The organism is Rhodococcus sp. NPDC003383, from assembly GCF_053589115.1.
In genome coordinates, this window is sequence record NZ_JBSFRG010000027.1 from 14,547 (window position 1) to 34,596 (window position 20,050).

The 20,050-nt window shown below is 69.6% G+C and carries 20 protein-coding genes; 8 read left to right on the top strand and 12 right to left on the bottom strand.

Annotation, left to right across the window (positions count from 1 at the left end; genetic code table 11):
- Window positions 1–30 precede the first annotated feature (30 nt).
- Complete coding sequence (locus tag ACWDTS_RS21195) at window positions 31–1,452, top strand: MDR family MFS transporter (protein WP_450119003.1); 1,422 nt, start codon at window positions 31–33, stop codon at window positions 1,450–1,452.
- A 61-nt stretch (window positions 1,453–1,513) separates the two neighbouring features.
- On the opposite strand, the gene ACWDTS_RS21200 is transcribed toward ACWDTS_RS21195, so the two are convergent.
- Both ACWDTS_RS21200 and ACWDTS_RS21205 read right to left on the bottom strand, forming a co-directional pair.
- A complete protein-coding gene (locus ACWDTS_RS21200; RefSeq protein WP_450118973.1) occupies window positions 1,514–3,082 on the bottom strand; it encodes an alpha/beta hydrolase in 1,569 nt (522 codons plus the stop codon).
- Between the two features lie 165 nt (window positions 3,083–3,247).
- Window positions 3,248–3,469, bottom strand: coding sequence for a phosphopantetheine-binding protein (locus ACWDTS_RS21205; RefSeq protein WP_450118974.1), 222 nt, complete (start codon window positions 3,467–3,469; stop codon window positions 3,248–3,250).
- A gap of 247 nt (window positions 3,470–3,716) precedes the next feature.
- On the opposite strand from ACWDTS_RS21205, the gene ACWDTS_RS21210 reads away from it, so the two are divergent.
- From ACWDTS_RS21210 to ACWDTS_RS21225, 4 genes are read left to right on the top strand one after another with little or no spacing between them, the layout of a single operon-like run.
- Window positions 3,717–4,838 (top strand): isochorismate synthase, encoded by a 1,122-nt coding sequence (locus ACWDTS_RS21210; RefSeq protein ID WP_450118975.1) that lies wholly within the window; start codon window positions 3,717–3,719, stop codon window positions 4,836–4,838.
- The gene (locus ACWDTS_RS21215; RefSeq protein ID WP_197257719.1) at window positions 4,835–5,605 is read left to right on the top strand and encodes an SDR family oxidoreductase; all 771 of its coding nucleotides are present in this window, start codon (window positions 4,835–4,837) and stop codon (window positions 5,603–5,605) included. The genes ACWDTS_RS21210 and ACWDTS_RS21215 overlap by 4 nt, the downstream gene beginning before the upstream one ends.
- A 22-nt stretch (window positions 5,606–5,627) precedes the next feature.
- Window positions 5,628–7,277: a (2,3-dihydroxybenzoyl)adenylate synthase gene (locus ACWDTS_RS21220; protein WP_197257718.1), complete on the top strand. Its 1,650-nt coding sequence runs from the start codon at window positions 5,628–5,630 to the stop codon at window positions 7,275–7,277.
- Between the two features lie 26 nt (window positions 7,278–7,303).
- Entirely contained in the window at window positions 7,304–7,972 is a 669-nt protein-coding gene (locus tag ACWDTS_RS21225) for an isochorismatase family protein (RefSeq protein WP_197257717.1), read from the top strand.
- Window position 7,973: 1 nt separating this feature from the next.
- Here the strand turns inward: ACWDTS_RS21225 and ACWDTS_RS21230 are convergent, their stop codons facing one another.
- Complete coding sequence (locus ACWDTS_RS21230) at window positions 7,974–9,812, bottom strand: ABC transporter ATP-binding protein (RefSeq protein ID WP_450118976.1); 1,839 nt, start codon at window positions 9,810–9,812, stop codon at window positions 7,974–7,976.
- An 84-nt stretch (window positions 9,813–9,896) separates the two neighbouring features.
- Here ACWDTS_RS21230 and ACWDTS_RS21235 point away from each other — a divergent pair, with 84 nt between their 5' ends.
- Both ACWDTS_RS21235 and ACWDTS_RS21240 read left to right on the top strand, forming a co-directional pair.
- Entirely contained in the window at window positions 9,897–10,319 is a 423-nt protein-coding gene (locus ACWDTS_RS21235) for a MarR family winged helix-turn-helix transcriptional regulator (RefSeq protein WP_420749232.1), read from the top strand.
- 193 nt (window positions 10,320–10,512) lie between these two features.
- Window positions 10,513–11,259, top strand: a complete 747-nt coding sequence (locus ACWDTS_RS21240) for a PE-PPE domain-containing protein (protein ID WP_450118977.1) — start codon at window positions 10,513–10,515, stop codon at window positions 11,257–11,259.
- A gap of 39 nt (window positions 11,260–11,298) precedes the next feature.
- Here the strand turns inward: ACWDTS_RS21240 and ACWDTS_RS21245 are convergent, their stop codons facing one another.
- Window positions 11,299–11,556, bottom strand: coding sequence for a hypothetical protein (locus tag ACWDTS_RS21245; protein ID WP_420749230.1), 258 nt, complete (start codon window positions 11,554–11,556; stop codon window positions 11,299–11,301).
- 104 nt (window positions 11,557–11,660) lie between these two features.
- On the opposite strand from ACWDTS_RS21245, the gene ACWDTS_RS21250 reads away from it, so the two are divergent.
- The gene (locus tag ACWDTS_RS21250; protein WP_450118978.1) at window positions 11,661–12,149 is read left to right on the top strand and encodes a MarR family winged helix-turn-helix transcriptional regulator; all 489 of its coding nucleotides are present in this window, start codon (window positions 11,661–11,663) and stop codon (window positions 12,147–12,149) included.
- 93 nt (window positions 12,150–12,242) lie between these two features.
- On the opposite strand, the gene ACWDTS_RS21255 is transcribed toward ACWDTS_RS21250, so the two are convergent.
- From ACWDTS_RS21255 to purD, 8 genes are all read right to left on the bottom strand, one after another.
- Window positions 12,243–13,043, bottom strand: coding sequence for a family 1 encapsulin nanocompartment shell protein (locus ACWDTS_RS21255; protein ID WP_420749228.1), 801 nt, complete (start codon window positions 13,041–13,043; stop codon window positions 12,243–12,245).
- Complete coding sequence (locus ACWDTS_RS21260) at window positions 13,040–14,074, bottom strand: Dyp-type peroxidase (RefSeq protein ID WP_450118979.1); 1,035 nt, start codon at window positions 14,072–14,074, stop codon at window positions 13,040–13,042. The genes ACWDTS_RS21255 and ACWDTS_RS21260 overlap by 4 nt, the downstream gene beginning before the upstream one ends.
- Window positions 14,075–14,149: 75 nt before the next feature.
- Window positions 14,150–14,569 carry an HIT family protein gene (locus ACWDTS_RS21265; protein WP_420749226.1) on the bottom strand — a complete coding sequence of 140 codons (420 nt, stop codon included), beginning with the start codon at window positions 14,567–14,569 and terminating at the stop codon, window positions 14,150–14,152.
- Between the two features lie 34 nt (window positions 14,570–14,603).
- Window positions 14,604–15,182: a TetR/AcrR family transcriptional regulator gene (locus ACWDTS_RS21270; protein ID WP_420749225.1), complete on the bottom strand. Its 579-nt coding sequence runs from the start codon at window positions 15,180–15,182 to the stop codon at window positions 14,604–14,606.
- 108 nt (window positions 15,183–15,290) lie between these two features.
- Entirely contained in the window at window positions 15,291–16,712 is a 1,422-nt protein-coding gene (gene purB, locus ACWDTS_RS21275; RefSeq protein WP_450118980.1) for an adenylosuccinate lyase, read from the bottom strand.
- Between the two features lie 11 nt (window positions 16,713–16,723).
- On the bottom strand, window positions 16,724–17,356 hold the full coding sequence (locus tag ACWDTS_RS21280) for a TetR/AcrR family transcriptional regulator (RefSeq protein WP_450118981.1): 633 nt from the start codon (window positions 17,354–17,356) through the stop codon (window positions 16,724–16,726).
- A 93-nt stretch (window positions 17,357–17,449) separates the two neighbouring features.
- Window positions 17,450–18,628, bottom strand: coding sequence for a pyridoxal phosphate-dependent aminotransferase (locus ACWDTS_RS21285; protein ID WP_450118982.1), 1,179 nt, complete (start codon window positions 18,626–18,628; stop codon window positions 17,450–17,452).
- A 42-nt stretch (window positions 18,629–18,670) separates the two neighbouring features.
- Entirely contained in the window at window positions 18,671–19,924 is a 1,254-nt protein-coding gene (gene purD, locus ACWDTS_RS21290; protein ID WP_450118983.1) for a phosphoribosylamine--glycine ligase, read from the bottom strand.
- Window positions 19,925–20,050 lie beyond the last annotated feature (126 nt).

Genomic DNA, 20,050 nt, shown 5'->3' on the forward strand with positions numbered 1-20,050 from the left:
GGACACGATCCGATCGACGACGGGAGCACGATGGCAGCGGGAACGGTACATGTGGACGTCGGGTTCCGGTCGGAACGCGGTCCGATCCTGCTGGCCCTGATGCTCGCGACCGCGCTGGTCGCGCTCGAGAGCACCATCCTCGCGACCGCAGTCCCCACGATCGTCGCCGACCTCGGCGGATTCACCCAGTTCCCGTGGTTGTTCTCGAGCTATCTGCTGACACAGGCGGTGCTCGTGCCGGTGTACGGCAAGCTGTCCGACGTGTTCGGCCGCAAACCGGTCCTGCTGTTCGGGATCGCGGTGTTCGCTCTCGGATCGTTGCTGTGTGCGCTGGCGTGGAGCATGCCCGCGCTGATCGCGTTCCGGGCGGTGCAGGGTATCGGCGCGGGGGCGGTGCTGCCGATGGCACAGACCATCGCCGGGGACATCTACACCGTCGCCGAACGTGCCAAGGCGCAGGGCTACATCGCCAGCGTGTGGGGAATGTCCTCGGTCGTCGGGCCCGCGATCGGCGGGATCTTCTCCGACTTCGTGTCCTGGCGCTGGATCTTCTGGGTGAACCTTCCGCTGTGCGCGCTCGCGGCGTGGGTGCTCGTCCGCAGCTTCGACGAGTCGCAGACCGAGGACCGGCCGGAACGTCGGCCGATCGACTGGGCGGGCGCGGCGGTGCTCGCACTGGCCGCCGGACTGCTGATCCTCGGCCTGCTCGAAGGCGGCCAGGCGTGGGCGTGGGCGTCGGTGCCGAGCGCCGCGATCTTCCTGGCGTCGGCCGCGCTGTTCGTCGTGTTCGGCCTGGTGGAGCGACGTGCCGCGGATCCGATCCTGCCGGTGTGGGTGTTCACGCGGCGGGTGCTGTTGTCGACGAGCGCGGTCGCCGCGATGGTCGGCGCGGTGGTGATGGGCCTGACCTCGTACGTTCCGGCCTTCGTGCAGGGAGCGCTCGGCACCACGGCCCTGGTCGCCGGGTTCACCCTGGCGACACTGACCATGGGCTGGCCGGTCGCGGCGTCACAGTCGGGACGGTTGTATCTCCGCGTCGGGTTCCGCGCGACCGCGCTGATCGGCGCGGTACCGGCGATCTGCGGCACGGCCCTGCTGACGCGGCTCGACGTGCACTCGCAGATCTGGCACGTCGCGGCGTGCTGCCTGCTCATCGGTCTCGGGATGGGACTGATCGCCAGCCCCTCGCTGATCGCGGCGCAGGCGAGCGTCGGGTGGTCCGAGCGCGGCGTCGCGACCGGGGCGAACGCGTTCGCGCGCGGACTGGGCAGCGCCGTCGGGGTCGCGGTGTTCGGGGCGTTGGCCAACGCGGCGGCCGGGGGTACGGATGCCCCGGATGCCGGGCAGGTCGCCGCGTCGATCGATCCGGTGTTCACCGCGGTGCTGATCGCGACCATCGCCCTGGCCGTCGCGGCGGCGACGATCCCGGGTCGCCCCGCCGACGCATCCTGACGTCGCAGCCCCACACGACCGGCGGTCGTGCGGGGTTGCGTCGCCGTGGGTTGGGATGCGTTCAGCAGGTGATGTCGCCGTCCGGCACGGTCAGGTCGACGAGGTACGACACGACCGGGGTGTCGATGCACCACTGTCCGGTCAGCACGACCCCGTGCTGGGTGCCGCGGTAGGTGACCAGGACACCACCCAGCTGGTCCGCCAGATCGACGCCGGCCTGGTAGGGCGTCGCGGGGTCCTCCGTGGTGGACACCACCAGCACCGGTGCCAGTCCCGACACCTCGACGGTGTGCGGGGTGCTCGTCGGCGGCACCGGCCAGAACGCGCACGTGTCGAGCGGTGCCTGACCGGAACCGTAACCGTCGTCGAGGAACGGTGCGGCCTCGCGCAGGCGGGTGTCGAGTTCGCCGAGCGCCGCCCGGTCGGTCGAGGCCGGATCGTCGACGCACCGCACGGCGGTCATCGCCTCGGCCGAGTTCGAGTAGGCGCCGTCGGCGGATCGCCCCTCGTACAGGTCGGCGAGCATGAGCAGCGTGTCGCCGTTGCCCGCAGCCAGCTCGTCGAGCCCCGCCATCAGCGGCTCCCACATGTTCGGCGAATACAGACCCGCGATCACGCCCGTCATCGCATCCGAGTAGCTGAGGCCACGCGGATCCGCAGTCGCCGCCGGGCTGTCGACGAGCGGGTCGACGAGTTCCCGGAACCGCTGCACCGCCCCGGCGGGATCGTCCCCGAGCGGGCACCCGGCGAGTGTCGTGCAGCGCGTCGCGAACTCGTCGAACGCCTGCTGGAATCCGGCCATCTGGTTCAGCACCTGTTCGTCGGAATTCTGCTGGGGATCGAGGGCGCCGTCGAGGACCATCGCGCGCACGTTCTGCGGGAACTGCTCCGCGTAGGCGGTGCCGAGCCGGGTGCCGTACGAGTAACCGAGGTAGTTGAGCTGCCGGTCGCCGAGCACCGCGCGGATGACGTCCATGTCCCGGGCGACATCCCGTGTGCCGACGTTCGCGAGCACGTCCGTGCCGGTTCGTTCGGCGCACTGTGCCGCGAACTCCTGCGCCTCCTGTTCGGCCTCGGCGATAGCCTCCGGGCTGCGGTCGAGTTCGGCCTCGGCCCTGTCCTCGTCCTTCTCCTCGGGGGTCAGGCACACGATCTGCGGGGTCGACGCTCCGATGCCGCGCGGATCGAACCCGATGACGTCGAAGTGCTCGGCCAGCGGCGTTCCGGTCCCCACCACTGCCATGCCGAGCCCGGAGGCACCGGGGCCACCGGGATTGACGAGCAGGGAACCGACCTTCTCACCGGTCGCCGCCATGCGGGACACTGCGATCTGCGCGGTCTGTCCCTGCGGATCGCCGTAGTCGACGGGAACGTTCACCTTCGCGCACTCGAGCGTGCTGAGGTCGGATCCGTCGGTGCTGAACCCGTCGCACGAACCCCACTCGATCTGCTGGGTGTAGAAGTCGTCCAGGCCGTCCGGGATCTCCCCGGCATCCGAGCGCACGTCGGGATCCGCCGCGGCGTACGGCGCCGTGACGACACCGGCGGTCAGGAACGCCGCGGTCGTCAGGATCGCCGCTGCAGCGGCCCGCCGTCGCGGACGCACCTCGGAGAACTGTGAAGCCACCATGCGATTCGCCTGCCCTTCAAGAGGTTCGGGCGGACCTGCCCGGAGGCCCGAAGCGGAGTCTTCGGGTCCTTCGAGCGTCGCGGCGAAGGGTGGGGCGAACCAGCAGCCCTGGGTGGAGACAGCGGTACCCTCTGCGTTACCGGGGAATCCCGGAACGTGAGACGGTCAGGAACGCGTGAGCAGCGTGCACCACTGGTCGAGATCGGTTGCGGACGCCAGCGACACGAAGTCGATGTCGGCTCCGGCGCCGCGCCAGTGTTCGACGAGCGCCATCAGGCGCACCGAGTCGAGTCCCTGGTCGACCAGGCTCGCCGTCGGGTCCAGCTCGTCGGGCTCCACCTCGAGAATCCGGGCGGTGTCGGCGAGAATCGTTCCCCGATCCAGCATGCTTCTCCTTCTGCTACGAACGCGCCGGCGCTGCCGTCACCGGCCTCCGACACCCGAGATATTTCGGTTAGGCTAACCGAAATCGAATACGGGTCAAAGCTCCCGTTCGCCCGACTCGACCCGGGCGAATGCGGTTCGACACCGACACGATGTGGCAGCACCAAAGGTTAGCCTAACCGTATATGTTCTTGTGTGGTCGTGTGCCCCACGCGATCGTCCACTTCACCGCTACCGAGAGGTGTGCGTCATGCAGGCACCGGCCCCCGCCGCGCAGGTCACCGGCACGGCCCCCTTCGTACTGTCCCGGCCCCACGGCACGGTCGTCGCCGAGGGCGTCGCCGAATCCTGGTCCCGCGTCGACGATGCCGCCGCGGCCCTGCGCGCGGGAACGGTCCGCGCCGTCGTCGGCGCGCTGCCGTTCGACCCGGACCACCCGGCGGCCCTGACCGCTCCCCACTCCCTGACGCACACGCCCGCCCCGATCGCCACCGCTGCCGAGGCGCTTCCCGCCATCGTCGTCGACGCGGCACTGCCGTCCGAACGCGAGCATCTCGACCGGGTCGCGACCGCCCTGACGCGGCTGCGGTCGGACGACGCGCTCGCCAAGGTCGTGCTCGCCCGCGCCCTCGTCCTGCACGCCGAACGGCCGGTCACCGCCGGACAGCTGCTGCACCGGCTGGCCGCAAACGACCCGAACGGCAACGGTTTCGCCGTCGACCTGAGCCCGGCGGGCGGAAGCCGGCGCGGACGGTACCTGGTCGGTGCCAGCCCCGAGGTCCTCATCCGCCGCCGCGGCGACCGCGTCACCGCGCATCCCCTCGCCGGGTCCGCGCCGCGCCACTCCGATCCCGAGATCGACCGCCGAACCGGAGAGGCACTCGCCGCCTCCGCCAAGAATCTCGCCGAGCACGCACACGTCGTCGCGGACCTGCGCGCGAGCCTCGAACCACTGTGCACCGACCTCGACATCCCGGACCGGCCGCAGCTGACCGGCACCCGGCAGCTGTGGCACCTCGGCACCCCGGTGTCCGGGCGCCTGCGCGACCCGTCCGTCACCGCCCTGGACCTGGCGGTCGCGGTGCACCCGACCCCCGCGATCTGCGGCACCCCCACGGTCGCCGCGCGCGAGGTGATCCGCGAACTCGAGGGTGACCGCGGCTTCTACGCCGGCGCGATCGGCTGGTGCGACGCCGACGGCGACGGCGAATGGATGGTCGCGATCCGGTGCGCCGTGCTGGACGCCGACGGCCGCACGATCACCGCGCACGCCGGTGGCGGCATCGTCGCCGCGTCCGATCCTCAGGACGAACTCGACGAAACCACAACCAAATTCGGAACCGTTCTCGATGCATTGGGGGTACACCGGTGAGCACACCCGTCAGTCTCGTCGTCGGCGCCGCGCAGGGCATAGGCCGCGCGACCGCCCTCACGCTCGCCGGGGCGGGGCATCGCGTCGTGCTCGCCGACCGCGACCCCGAAGGTCTGCGCAAGACCGCGGCGATGCTCGACGAACCCGCCCCCACCTTCCCCGTCGACATCCGCGACGCCGACGCCGTCGACTTCGCGATCGACACCGTCGAATCCGAGCACGGCCCCATCACGAAACTCGCACACGTCGCCGGTGTGTTCTCCACCGCCTCGATCCTCGACGGCGACCCGGACGAATGGCAGCGCATCTACGACGTCAACGTCACCGGCCTGGTGTCGGTGCTGCGCGCCGTCGGCCGGCGGATGCGCGACCGCCGAGGTGGGTCGATCGTCGTGGTCGGCTCGAACTCGGCGGGTGTGCCCCGAATCGGCATGGGGGCCTACGGATCGTCGAAGGCCGCGGTGTCGATGATCGCGCGGGTCCTCGGACTCGAACTCGCCGAATTCGGAATCCGCGCCAACATCGTCGCGCCCGGATCCACCGACACCGCGATGCAGCGGTCGCTGTGGGCCGACCCGGACGACGACGCGGGCGCGCTCGGCGCGATCGCCGGTGACCCCGCCCAGTTCAAGGTCGGTATCCCGCTCGGCCGGATCGCCGAACCCGGCGACATCGCCGACGCGATCGAGTTCCTGCTCTCCGACCGCGCCCGGCACATCACCATGCAAGCCCTGTACGTCGACGGTGGCGCGACCCTGCGCGCCTGAGCATCCCCGAAAGGATCGTTTCGTGACATCCGGTCTGCGGCGCACCGCGCTCGCCGAAACCGCCCGCTACCCCGAAGAATTCGCGGAGCTGTATCGAGGAGCGGGGTACTGGACCCCCGAGACGTTCGCGCAGTTCCTGCCGGCGCGTGCCGCCGAGTTCGGCGACCGGGTCGCCGTCACCGGACTCGATGCGCGCGGCGAACAGCGACGCCTGACCTACCGTGAGCTGGACGAGTCCGCGGCCCGGATCGCTTCGGGGCTCGCGGAACTCGGCGTGCACGCGGGGGACCGCGTGGTCGTGCAACTGCCGAACATCGTCGAGTACACCGAGGTGCTGTTCGCGGTCTTCCGTCGGGGTGCACTGCCGGTGTTCGCGCTGCCCGCGCACCGCGCCGCCGAGATCGGCTACTTCTGCCGGTTCGCCGACGCCGCCGCGTACGTCGTGGCGGCGGAGAACGGCGGATTCGACTACCGGAACCTCGCCCGCGAGGTGTGCGCGAGCCTGGACAATCCCCCGGCGGTCGTGGTCGCCGGTGACGCCGCGGAGTTCGCCGCACTCGACGCGCTGCGCGCGCACGAGCCGGCCCCGGCGGCGGAACTCGACCCCGAATCGGTTGCCTTCCTTCAGCTCTCCGGTGGCACGACCGGAACTCCGAAGCTGATTCCGCGGACCCATTCCGACTACCTGTACTCGGTGCGCGAATCGGCCCGCATCTGCGGGGTCGACGCCGACACGCGCATGCTCGTGGCACTGCCTGCCGCCCACAACTTCCCGATGAGCTCCCCCGGCATCCTCGGCGTGCTGCACACCGGCGGCACGGTGGTGCTGGCCCCGGATCCCAGCCCCGACACCGCGTTCGCGCTGATCGAACGCGAGGCGATCACGATGGCCTCGTTGGTGCCGCCTCTCGCCATGGCGTGGCTGTCGGCGCGGGCCCGTAGCGAGCGCGACCTGTCGTCCCTGCAGGTTCTGCAGGTCGGCGGCGCGAAGTTCCCCACCGAAGCCGCCAAACGAGTGCGGCCCGAACTCGGCTGCACGCTCCAGCAGGTGTTCGGAATGGCGGAGGGACTGGTGAACTACACGCGTCTCGACGACGACGAGGACACGATCGTCACCACGCAGGGGCGGCCGATCAGCGTGCATGACGAGATCCGCATCCTCGACGACGACGACGTTCCCGTTCCCGTCGGCGCCACCGGGCACCTGCTCACCCGCGGCCCGTACACCATCCGCGGCTATTACAATGCCCCCGAACATAATTCGACGGCGTTCACCCCGGACGGCTTCTACCGCACCGGCGACATCGTCCGTCTCACCGAACGCGGCTACATCGTCGTCGAAGGCCGTGCCAAGGACCAGATCAACCGCGGTGGCGAGAAGATCGCCGCCGAGGAGGTCGAGAACCATCTGATCGCCCATCCCGCGGTGCTCGACGCCGCCGTCGTGGCGATGCCCGACCGGTACCTCGGCGAACGCACGTGCGCATTCGTCGTGACCGAAGGGGAAGCTCCGAAAGCACTCGAGCTCAAGGCTTTCCTGCGTGAACGCGGCCTGGCCGGATACAAGATCCCGGACAAGGTGCGTTTCGTCGACGCCTTCCCCGTGACCGGCGTCGGCAAGATCAGCCGGAACGAACTGCGGCGCGCACTGGCCGCGACCTTCGAGAACTGAACGCCCAACCCGAGAAAGCGACGCTCATGGCCCTTCCCGAGTCCGTGTCCTATCCGCTGCCCGAAGAACAGCCGGCGAACAGGGTGGCCTGGACGATCGACCCCGAGCGTGCGGTGCTGCTCGTGCACGACATGCAGGAGTACTTCGTGCGCTCGTTCGACCGCTCCGCCGACCCCCTCGCGACGGTGGTACCGAACATCGACGGGATCCGCGACTCCGCGCACGCGGCGGGCGTTCCGGTCGTCTACACCGCACAGCCCGGCAACCAGGATCCCGCCGATCGCGCTCTGCTGCTCGACTTCTGGGGTCCGGGTCTGACGGCCGATCCGGCCGAGACCGCGATCATCGACGACCTGGCTCCGCACGAGGACGACGTCCTGCTCACCAAGTGGCGCTACAGCGCGTTCATCCGCACCGACCTGCTCGAGCGGATGCGCGCGTGGGGCCGCGACCAGCTGATCATCACCGGGGTCTACGCGCACATCGGCTGCCTGACCACCGCGCTCGACGGATTCATGAACGACATCCAGGTCTTCTTCGTCTCCGACGGCACCGCCGATTTCTCGCGGCGCGAGCACACCGATGCGCTGAACTACGTGGCCTCGCGCTGCGCGGTCGTGCTGCCCACCGCCGACGTCGTCGACGCGCTGGCGTCGGCGAACGTCGCCGGGGACCTGGCCGCTTCGCGGGCCTGACCTACGCGACTGCGGTGACGCGTTCGTCGCGCCGCATCGCGAGTTCGGCGTAGCGGCCGTCGCGGGCGAGAAGTTCGTCGTGGCTGCCCAATTCGACGATCCGGCCGCGGTCGAGCACCGCGATCGCGTCGGCCGCCCGCACCGTCGAGAGCCGGTGGGCGATGGTGATGGTGGTGCGGCCGCGGCGCGCGGCGTCGAGTGCCTGCTGCACGGCCCGTTCGGTTTCGTTGTCGAGCGCGCTGGTCGCCTCGTCGAGCACCAGGATGCGCGGGTCCCGCAACAGCGTCCGGGCGATCGCGAGGCGCTGCTTCTCACCACCGGAGAAGCGGTGCCCGCGGGCGCCGACGAGCGTGTCGTATCCGTCGGGCAGCGACACGATCAGATCGTGGATCTGCGCGGCGCGCGCGGCGTCCTCGATCTCCGCGTCGGTGGCGTCGGGCTTGGCGTAGCGCAGGTTCTCGCGCACGGTCGCGTGCAGCAGGTAGGTCTCCTGCGAGACGACGCCGACGAGTGCGGCGACGTCGGAGAGCGGAAGGTCGCGCAGATCGACACCGTCGATCGTGACGCGTCCGGTCGTCGGGTCGTGGAGGCGAGCGACGAGCGAGCCGAGTGTGGTCTTGCCGGAACCGGTCTCACCGACGAGGGCGATCTGCGCGCCGGCCGGCACGTCGAGATCGATGTGGTCGAGCGCGGGACGGTCGGCACCCGGGTAGTACAGGCTCACGTCCTCGAAGCGCACCGCTCCGGCGACCCGGTCGAGGTCGAGCCGGACCGGATCGGCGGGTTCGTCGATCTCCACGATCAGGTCCAGGTATTCGAAGATCCGGCTGAACAGGGCCAGCGACGCGGTGACGGACACGCCCACGTCGAGCAGGCTCATGAGGGGGCGGAAGAGCGCGGCCTGCAGGCCGGTGAAGGCGACCAGGGTGCCGATGGTCATGCCGCCGGAGGTCGCGGGCAGGCCGGCCACGAGGTACAACACCGCGGGGATCGCCGCGAACACGATGTTCATGGTGGCCATGCGCCACCGGCCCGACAGCTGCGCGTGCACCTCGAGATCCGCGAGTTCGGCGGAGGTGTCCGCGAAGCGGCGGGACATGGACGGTCCGGTGCCGAGCGTCTTGGACAGGAGCACACCGCTGATGGACAGGCCCTCCTCGATCTGGGTCTGCATGTCGGCGAGGCGGCGCTGCTGACGCGCGGTGACCTCGCGGCGCATGAGCGCTACCTTGCGGGTCAGCCAGATCGCGGGCGGCAGCACCACGAGCGAGAGCAGCGACAGGCGCCAGCTCAGTACGGCCATCGCGACGGCGGTGCCGACGACGGTGGTGATGTTGGCGGCGATCGACGTGGCCGTGGAGGTCACGACGTTCTGCATTCCGCCGATGTCGTTGGTCAGCCGGGACTGGATCTCACCGCCGCGGGTGCGGGTGAAGAAACTCAGGGACTGACGCTGCAGGTGGGCGAAGACGCGGGTGCGCAGGCCGTGCATGATGCGCTGGCCCACCGTGGTGGAGATCCAGGTCTGGGCGACGCCGAGCACCGAGGAGGCGACGGTCACCGCGAGCATGCCGGTGACGACCCACAGCAGCAGCGAGACGTTCTGTTCGGGGATGGCATGGTCGATGGCCGCGCGGACGAGGAAGGGGCTGGCGAGGGAGATCACGGACGAGGTGACGATGAGCGCCACCACGAGTGCGATCTGCCAGCGGTAGGGCGCGAAGAGGGCACCGATGCGGCGCAGGCTGACGGGTGAGTCCTGAAGCTGGCGTCGATCGAGGGGGTCGACCTTGCCCCGTCGTCCGGGGCCGGGACCGCCGCCCGGGGGGAGGTGCATCATGTACACCACCTCCTTCTGAGTCGATGTAACGTATTGAGGTTGCCTCACTAAGAGGTAAACGTCAAATGCGGTACTCTTCATTCCATGGCCGATTCACCCGCAACGTTGCGTGATCTGCTGATCACGGCCACCCGCACGCTGCGACGACGCTGGCACGAGACCCTCGAACCGTGGCATTTGTCACCTCACGAGCACCGTGCCCTGCGCGTCGTCGGCGGCTCCGACGGATCCCCGCTGCGGCTCGGCGAGGTCGCCAAGGCGCTGCGGATCGTGCCGCGCTCGGCCACCGAGGTGATCGACCGGCTCGAGGCCCGCGGCCTCACCGAACGGATTCCCGATCCCGCCGACCGCCGCGCGGTGTGCGTGCAGCTGACCGACGCGGGACGCGACCTCGCCCGGCAACTCGAAGCGGCGCGCGACGCCGAGGCCGGCGAGTTCTTCGCCCCGCTCGACGACCACGACCGCGCCGAGCTCGCACGGATCCTGCGCAAGCTCGTCGAGTCCTGACGGAGTTCGCAGTTCCCGCAATCCGGATGGACAACAGCGCGCGGCCGACAGCGCGCGGCCGTCGTCCCGTTCGGCGGCTTGCGACGCCATGACGAGCGCCACATCCGGAATGGTTCGTTCGGAGGACGAGCACGGATCACAAACCTAGGTACCCTGCGATTGTTCGACGGCACATGGTCCCAGGAGGTTCGGCATGGTCGGCTCACCCGAATCGGTTCGTCGCGGCTTCGGCCTGGTGACGGCGGCGCTCGCGATCACCACGCTGTCCGCCCTCCTGACGTCGCCGGTCGCCGGTGCGGCACCGGGCGAAACCGGCCCCTGCCCCGAGCGTTTCGTGCTCGCGGTCGACGGCACGAAGAACCTCGATTCCTTCGACTCCCTGGATCCGGAGTCGCCGCTGGCGCTGATCTCGGAGCGCTACCGCCGGCCGGGCACGGTCGTCGAACACATCCGCTATCCCGCGGTGGTCGTGCCGGTGCCGGACTCCGGTTCCAGCAAGGGCTCGGACGGCATCGCATATGACGAGTCGAAGGCCATCGGCAAGAGCCGGTTGCGCGAGGCGATCACGCGGGAGCACGCGGCGTGCCCGAACTCGGAGCTCGTCGTGCTCGGTTACTCCCAGGGGGCCGCCGTCGCGGGCGATGTCCTGGCCGAGATCGCGCACGACGGTTCGGTTCCTCCGGACCGCATCCGGGGTGTGCTCTACGCGGATCCGCGCGACGAGAACGGCGTCGAGTCCCAGTTCCCCGGACAGGTGGCCCCGGGCATCACGCTCACGGGCGGACGCCACGATTTCGGTGACATCCGGGTGGACCGCGTCTGCCTCGCGGGCGATGCGGTGTGCGACGCCCGGACACCGGAGGACAGCGAGCACTGGCTCATCGAGGACCTCGCCGGATACCTGCTCCTGCACACCGAATATCCCGACTACGTGCGCTGACGCCCACATCGGCCGCACTGCCTACGATCGCCGCACTGCCTACATTCGACGCACGAGGGAACCGTCCCGGCGGCGGTCGTAGGTGATGCCGCACCTGTCGACGACCTGACCGAGCGTCACGTGGCAGCCCTCGCCGTCGGACGCCCGCGAGAAGCGGCCGTCGGGACGCACCCACACCCGAATCGCAGGCGCCGTCTCCGTGGAGGCGAGCAGGTACTCGTCGCAGCCGTCGGCGGCCACGGACACCCCGCGCACGGCACCCTGGGCAAACGCGAGTTCGATGAGGTCGTCGATCATGACGTTAGGCTAGCCTAAACTAATCGACCGTGGGGGTGCTACGTCGATCGACGACAGATCGAGCCTCACAAGTTCGTGCACTAACTGTTGGTATCCTCGACGAGATGAGCTCCGACACCGCCGCTCCGTACACACCGACCACCGCGGACGATCCGTTGGCGCTCGAACGTCAGGTGTGCTTCGCGCTCGCCGTGGCCAATCGTGCAGTGCTCGCGGTCTACCGGCCGATCCTGGAGCCACTGGGACTGACCCATCCGCAGTATCTGGTGATGCTCGTCCTGTGGGAGCAGGCACCGCTGTCCGTCAAGGAGATCGGGCGCGTCCTGCAGCTCGACTCGCCCACCTTGTCGCCTCTGCTCAAGCGCCTACAGGCGCTCGGACTGATCACGCGCACCCGCAGCACCACCGACGAACGGCAACTCGTCGTCGACCTCACCGACGAGGGTCGCGCGCTGCGGAGCCGCGCCGAGGCCGTGCCCGGTACCGTCGTCGAGACACTCGGTGTGGACATCTCCGAACTCGAGGAGCTGCACGCAGTCCTGAGCCGCGTCAACGCGGCCGCATTGAAAGCCGGTGCGCTGCAACACAAGTGATGCCGACTCGGTAGGCCGGGGCACAAACCCGCCGAACGGACGACCGCGCGCGCCCGGCTGCGCGCGACCGTCCGACGGTTCAGTGCCTACGAGTCAGGCGGTGCGGAGCGCGACGGACGCCTCGCCCGTGTAGACGAGGAACGTCAGCGATTCCTGGAAGTACAACTGCACGGTCTCGGCGTCGTGCGACAGATACCCGATGGACAGGTCCTGGCCGATCTGCAGGTCGAAGTCGCCGCCGCGGGTGCTGAGCACGAACGCGCCGTCGATCGCGGGAGCCCAGATGATGTCGCCGTCGATGAGCCGGCGGATCTGTTCCCGGATCGGGTAGCCGTGATCGGCCGTCTCGCTGACCTTCGTGAACTCGTCGGCGCCGAGCAGCACCGAGTACGGGCCGCCGACACCGGCGAGACGCAACTGCGACAAGGCCTGGCTGATCGCCTCGGGAATGTCGCGCGGATCCTCCGGCAGGTGCAGCGCCGGATTCGACGAACTCGCGCGGATCCCTTCGATCCCGGCCGCCGCGTAGCCCTCGAAGATCGCGCGGTCCTCCGCGAACGCGATCTTCTTCGCAGCCTCCTTCACCGGGTCCCAGTCGGAGTCCTGTGCGCCGCGCTCGACGTTGTCGATCTCCTCCCGGGACAGCGTGAACGGCACCCGCAGCTCGACGAGCGGTGCGACCCGGTGCCGCCGCGACTGCACACCCTCGGCGGGAGCGGCGATCGTCTCGGTGCGCCCCAGCCCGACCGCGGCGAAATCGGTGCCGTGCGGACCGGAGAAGTCCACGACCGTGCGGCCGGCGACGTGCCGCTTGAAGGTGCGGATCGCCTCCTCCTCGATCGACGCCCACGCGGCATCGGTGATCGGGGCGAGATCGCGGTAGAGGTTGTTCATCGCGTCGAACTCCTTCTGAGGGTGCCTATTCCGAGTGATCCGTCGCCCGGTGTCGTCGAACGCCCGTCGACGGGCTCCTCGCCCGCTTCGACGTTCACGGCCCGGCGCGGTGCGGGAAGATCCTCCAGGAACTCGGCGGCCGGGCAGAAGAACAATCCACCGGTGACCGCCGTGGAGAAGTCGAGAATCCGATCGTGGTTGCCCGGCGGATCGCCGAGGAACATGTTGCGCAGCATCTGCTCGGTGACGTCCGGCGAGGCCGCGTATCCGATGAAATATGTGCCGAATTCGCCGCTGCCGATACTCCCGAACGCCATGTTGGCGCGCACGATCTGCCGTTCGTTGCCGTCCGCGTCGGTGACGTTGTTGAGTGCGACGTGCGAGTTCGACGGCTTGACGTCGTCGTCGAGCTCGATGTCGTCGAGTTTGGTCCGCCCGATCGCGCGTTCCTGCTCCTCGACCGTCAACGCATTCCACGACTCGAGGTCGTGCAGGTACTTCTGCACGATCACGTAGCTACCACCGGCGAACTCGGCGTCCTCGTCGCCGACGAGAGCTGCGGCGACCGCGTCGTCGTCCTCGGGGTTCTCGGTGCCGTCGACGAAACCGAGCAGGTCGCGACGATCGAAGTAGCGGAAGCCGTGCACCTCGTCGACGAAGGTCGCCACCGCGCGCAACCTGTCGTTGATCTTGGCGGCGAGCTCGAAACACAGGTCCTGCGAGGAGGCCCGGATGTGGAAGAGCAGGTCGCCGGGAGTCGACGGGGCACGGTGCACTTCCCCGTCGAGTTCGACGAACTCGTGCAGCTCGGCCGGCCGCGGGCCGTCGAACAGCCGGTCCCACAGTTGTGAGCCGATGCCCACGACGCAGGACAGACCCCCGTCGGGGATCCGGAATCCCACCGCGCGGCGCAGAGCCGCGAGGTCTTCGAGCAGGTCACGAACGTCGGATTCGCCACCCTCGTCGACGGTCGCGACGAGGAAGATCGCCGCCTCGGTGAGCGGCGTCAGGATCGGTTGCGCACGGGCCACAAGAGCACCGTAGAACACCGGGTCGGACAAATCCCGTCGCAACCCGCCGTTCGTATCACTCCGACGGCGCCACCGCTACCGCGACAGGGCGTCGCGGATCGCGGCGGCAGTACCGTCGAGCACGGTCCGGTTCGGACTGCGGGGTACACCGCGCAGACCGAACCCGTCACCGCGCCTGCGCGGAATGACGTGCAGGTGGACGTGGAAGACCTCCTGCCCCGCGGCGGCGCCGTCGGCCAGGAAGAGGTTCACGCCGTCGACGGGCAGGTCGCCGCAACGCAGCGCGGTGGCGATGCGCCGGCCCGCGTCGAAGACGCGCGCCCCGTCCTCGGGATCGAGTCCTCCCAGACCCGACACGTGACGCTTGGGAACGACCAGCAGATGTCCGGCCGTGAACGGCCGGATGTCCATGAACGCGATCACGTCCGGCTCGTCGAGCACGACGCTGACCGGCGCCTCACCTGCGACGATCGCACAGAAGACGCAGTCGGTCATTACCGCGAGCCCGCAACCGGTGGTGCCGGCAGGATCACGCGATGCCCCGCACCGGCACCGGACGGACGACGTCGAGCAGGCGCATCAGCTGCGCTTCGACCTCCGGACGGTCACGCACCGGGTCGTCGCTGTGCGCGAGGTACAGCATCGCTTCCTCGATCGCGGCGAGCAACAGGTGTGCCATCACGGGTGAGGGTTCCGACAGATCCCCGTTCTCGCGAGCGATCGCCCTCAGGGAATGCTGAATCCTGCGGATCGTCGTGTGGCGGTGGGTTTCGCGAACCTCCGCCCACCCGAGCACCGCGGGTGCCTCGATGAGCAGCAACCTGCGGGTCGCAGGAGCGTACACCGCATCCAGCGTCGCCAGGATTGCGCGAGAGAAACTGTCCCACTCGGACGTCTCGGGATCGTGCTTCCCCAGAGTGTCCTCGGCCTCGAGCTGGATGCGCTCGATGACACCCCGGAAGAGCTCGCGCTTGTTCGCGAAGTGGTGGTACAGAGCACCGCGGGTCACCCCTGCCTGCACCACGATCTCTTCGGTTGCGGCAGCGGCGTAGCCGTCCCGGAGGAAGATCTCCTGGGCGGCGTCGAGCAGCGCAGCACGCGTGCGCACTGCGTCTCGAATACGCCCGGAGTTCTCGTGCTTGTCGGACAATTTCTCTCCCCTGTCTTATCTGTTACCCGATCGAACGTCCCCCCCGGGCGTTGCGGCGCGTCGCGCTCAGAGAATCGGAGCCGGCGTGTACTTCGCCGCCTCCGGATACCTCGCGACGAGGTCGTTTACACTCTCGACCACGGACGCGACCTGTGCTTCGGCCGCCCCCACGAACGCGGAGCGGTCGGCGAGCGCGGCCTCGAGTGTCGCGCGGTCGAGCGGCAGCCGCTCGTCGGCGGCGAGGCGATCCAGCAGATCCGGCTCGCGCCCCTCCTCGCGCATCGCCAGCGCCACCGCCACCGCGTGTTCCTTGATGGCCTCGTGGGCGGTCTCCCGCCCGACCCCGGCACGCACCGCCGCCATCAGCACCTTCGTGGTGGCGAGGAACGGCAGGTACCGGTTGAGTTCCTTCTCGATCACCGCCGGGTACGCACCGAACTCGGCGAGCACCGTCAGGAACGTCTCCATCTGGCCGTCGACGGCGAAGAACGCGTCGGGCAGCGCAACGCGGCGCACCACCGAGCAGAATACGTCGCCCTCGTTCCACTGGGCGCCGGCCAGCTCGGCGGCCATCGACGCGTAGCCGCGCAGCACCACCTGCAGACCGTTGACGCGCTCGCACGAACGCGTGTTCATCTTGTGCGGCATGGCGGAGGACCCGACCTGGCCGGGCTGGAAGCCCTCGGTGACCAGCTCGTGCCCCGCCATCAACCGGATCGTGTGCGCCAGCGACGACGGACCGGCTCCGATCTGAACGAGCGCGGAGAGCACATCGTGGTCCAGCGACCGCGGGTACACCTGGCCGACGCTGGTGAAGACGTGCGAGAAGCCGAGGTGCTCGGCGACCTTCCGTTCGAGCTGCTCGAGCTTGCCTGCGTCCCCGTCGAGCAGGTCGAGCATGTCCTGGGCGGTGCCCATCGGGCCCTTGATGCCGCGCAGCGGGTAGCGGTCGATGAGCTCCCGCAGCCGCGTCAGCGCGATGAGCAGCTCGTCGGCGGCCGACGCGAACCGCTTGCCGAGGGTCGTGGCCTGCGCCGCGACGTTGTGGGAGCGGCCGGCCATGACCACGGTGGAGTACTCGGCGGCCCGCTCGGCGAGCCGCGCCGCGATCGCGACACCGTGCGCGTGCACGTGCTCGAGCGACCGCAGCACCTGCAGCTGCTCGACGTTCTCGGTGAGGTCGCGGCTGGTCATGCCCTTGTGCACGTGCTCGTGCCCGGCGAGCGCGTTGAACTCCTCGATGCGGGCCTTCACATCGTGCCGGGTGACGCGCTCGCGCGCGGCGATCGAGTCGAGGTCCACGTTCTCGAGGACCCGCTCGTAGTCGGCCAGAGCCTCGGCCGGAACGTCGATACCCAGCTCGGCCTGTGCCCTCAGCACCGCCAGCCACAGCTGCCGTTCGAGCACGATCTTGTGCTGCGGCGACCACAGTTCCCGAAGCTCGGGGCTGGCGTAACGGGTGGCAAGGACGTTCGGGATCAGGCTCACAACCGCACAGTTTACGGGTCGGGACTCACCGAATCGGTGTCGGCAGGGGGCGCGACGCTCCCGACGACGTCGAGCAGTAGGCCGCGGGCCAATCCGCGCGGATCGGGATCGAGCTCGCCGAGAGCACCCAGGACGGCCCCGTCGACCGCTGCCACCAGTCTGCGGATCTGCGTCGGATCGACGGTGCGGCCGCAGCGTTCCAGCAGATCGGTGAGCAATTCGTCGACGATCAGCCGGGCATGCAGCTGGACGTCGCGCAGCTCGGTGTGACGCGCGGTCGCAACGCACCGCTCGTACCGGGAGATCAACTGCTCACGCTCGAGCTCGCCGACACCGCGGGGCCCCACCAGCAGGTCGATGATCAATTCGGCGGTCGACTCGAGGCTGCGGCGGCACGGGGTCACCTCCTCGACGCGGGCACGCATCTCTTCCAGTTCCCGGCACGAGTTGTGCTGGAACGCGCACACCACCAGCTCGTCGAGGGATTCGAAGTAGTAGGTCGTGGAGGCGAGCGGCAGGCCCGCCCGGTTGGCGACAGCGCGGTGACGGACGGCGTCGATACCGCCCTCGAGGATGAGCTCGGCTGCCGATTCGACGAGCGCCTGGCGGCGCCGCTCGCCTTTCGGTGTGGCAGCTGTCGTCACATTGTCATCGTGACAGTCTCGGCCGCTCCACCAGGGGAAAACGGCCGGAAGCACGACATCGCCCTAGGTGTGATGCCCGGGCACGGGGTGCCGTCAGGAGGGCTGCAGCCAGGCGCGCAGACGTTCCAGCGCCTGCTCGATGTCGGCGGTCGCACCGGCGAACGACAACCGCACCGTCTCGTCGCCGCGGACGGTGTCGAAGTCGATTCCCGGAGCGAGCGCGACCCCGGTGTCGTGCAGCAGCCGCGAGCACCACGCGGTGGACGTCTCACCGGGTCGCAGCAGGTGCGCGATGTCCGCGTACACGTAGAACGCGCCGTCGGCGGGCGCGAGCTTCGTGATCCCCATCGCGGGCAGTCCCGCCAGCAGCAGATCCCGGTTCCGGGCGTAGCGCTCGACGTGCCCGTCCAACTCGGCGCGGGCCTCGGCACCGAATGCCTCGGTCGCCGCGTACTGGGAGATCGCCGGAGGGCAGACCGTCATGTTCGAGGCGAGCCGTTGCAGCGCGCGCTGCAGTGACTGCGGCACCAGAATCCAGCCGAGTCGCCACCCGGTCATCGAGAAGTACTTCGACACCGATCCGACGACCACCGATTCGCGGGACGTCGCCCAGGCGGTCGACGTGGCCGGTGTGCCCGGGGTGGCGAACTCGATGCCGTGATAGATCTCGTCGGAGATCAGCAGGGCACCGTGGTCGTCGCACCAGCGGGCGAGCGCGGCCAGTTCCTCCGGCTCGATCATGGTGCCGGTCGGGTTGGCGGGGCTCGCGACGATCAGACCCGCAGGTGGGGTGTCGAGCGCCTCGAGCATCGCGACGGTCGGCTGGTAGCGGGTGTCCGGACCGCAGTCCAGCTCGACCACGTTGCAGCCGAGCGCCGCGAGCGTGTTGCGGTACGCCGGATACCCGGGCCGCGCGACGACGACGGTGTCACCGGGATCGAACGCGGCGAGGAACAACAGCGTGAACGCACCCGACGATCCGGTGGTGACCACGACGTCGTCGGCGTCGACGTCGATGCCGTAGCGGTCGCGGTGGTAGGCGGCGATCGCCTCGCGCAGCGGCAGGATCCCGAAGGTCTCGGTGTAGCCGAGCAGTTCGTCGTCGATCGCACGGTGGGTCGCGCGCAGCACCGGTGCGGGCGCCGGCGTCGACGGCTGCCCGGCCGCCAGCGACAGGACGTCGCCGTGGGTGCGCTGACGTTCGGCCGCGGCCTTCCACACATCCATGACGTGGAAGGTCTCGATGTTCGATCGCCGGGATTCGTTTCGCACGGATCCGACGGTAGTACTCGCCGTCCGCCGACGGGAAACCGGTCAGACGGTGATGCGGCCCTCGACGGCGGCGAGCCCGATGTCGGTGCGGAAATGCCCACCGGGCAGCTTGATTCCGGCGAGCGTCGCGTAGGCGTGGTCGCGGGCCGCGCTGAGATCGGCGCCCACACCGACCACGCTGAGCACACGGCCACCGGCCGAGACGATCGCGCCGGACTCGTTGCGCTTGGTGCCGGCGTGCAGCACGCCCTCGGCGTCGGCGCCGGTGATGACGTCGCCGGTGCGGGGGCTGGCCGGGTAGTACTCGGCGGCCAGCACGACCGTCACGGCAGCACCGTCGCGCCAGCGCAGCGGCGGCAGCTCCGCGAGGGTGCCGTTGGCGGTGGCGGCGAGCGCCTCACCGAGCGGGGACTCGAGCAGCGCGAGAACGGCCTGCGTCTCGGGGTCGCCGAAGCGGCAGTTGAATTCGACGACCGCGGGGCCGTCCTTGCCGATCGCCAGACCGGCGTACAGCAGCCCGGAGAAGCCGCAGCCACGGTTCACGAGTTCCGCGGCGACCGGCCGGACGACCTCCTCGACGATGACGTCGACGGTCTCGGCGGGCAGCCACGGCAGCGGCGTGTACGCGCCCATGCCGCCGGTGTTGGGTCCGGTGTCCCCGTCACCGACGCGCTTGTGGTCCTGGGCCGGCAGCAGCGGAACGACGGTTTCGCCGTCGACCAGGCAGAACAGCGAGACCTCGGGGCCGTCGAGGAACGATTCGAGCAGGACCGGGTGCCCGTTCTCGAGGATCTCGGCGGCGTGATCGCGCGCGACGGCGCGATCGGCGGTGACGACCACGCCCTTGCCGGCGGCGAGTCCGTCGTCCTTGACGACCCAGGTCGGACCGAAGCGATCCAGCGCCTCGTCGAGCACGCCGGGCGAATCGACGACCTCGCTGTGCGCGGTCCGCACCCCCGCGGTGTTCATGACGTCCTTGGCGAACGCCTTCGATCCCTCGATGCGGGCGGCGGCGGCGGACGGGCCGAAGCATGCGATGCCCGCGGCACGCACCGCGTCGGCGACACCGAGCACCAGCGGGACCTCGGGGCCGATCACGACGAGGTCGACGTTCTGTTCCTTCGCGAGCGCGACGACCTGCTCGGCGGAGGCGGCGTCGACCGGGAACTGTTCGGCGATCTGAGCGATTCCGGCGTTGCCGGGTGCGGCGAGGACCGCGGTCACCCCCGGGTCGCGGGACAGAGCCAGGACGAGAGCATGTTCACGGGCACCGGAGCCGATAACGAGTACGCGCACGCAGGACAGACTACGGGACTGCCCGGTGCCACGGTTTCAGCCGGGCGGACCGTCGGATCCGCTCGCCGAAAGTCATCCGCCGACGGTTTATCCGTTGGCGGGTGTCCGTCTGCTCAGCGGATACCT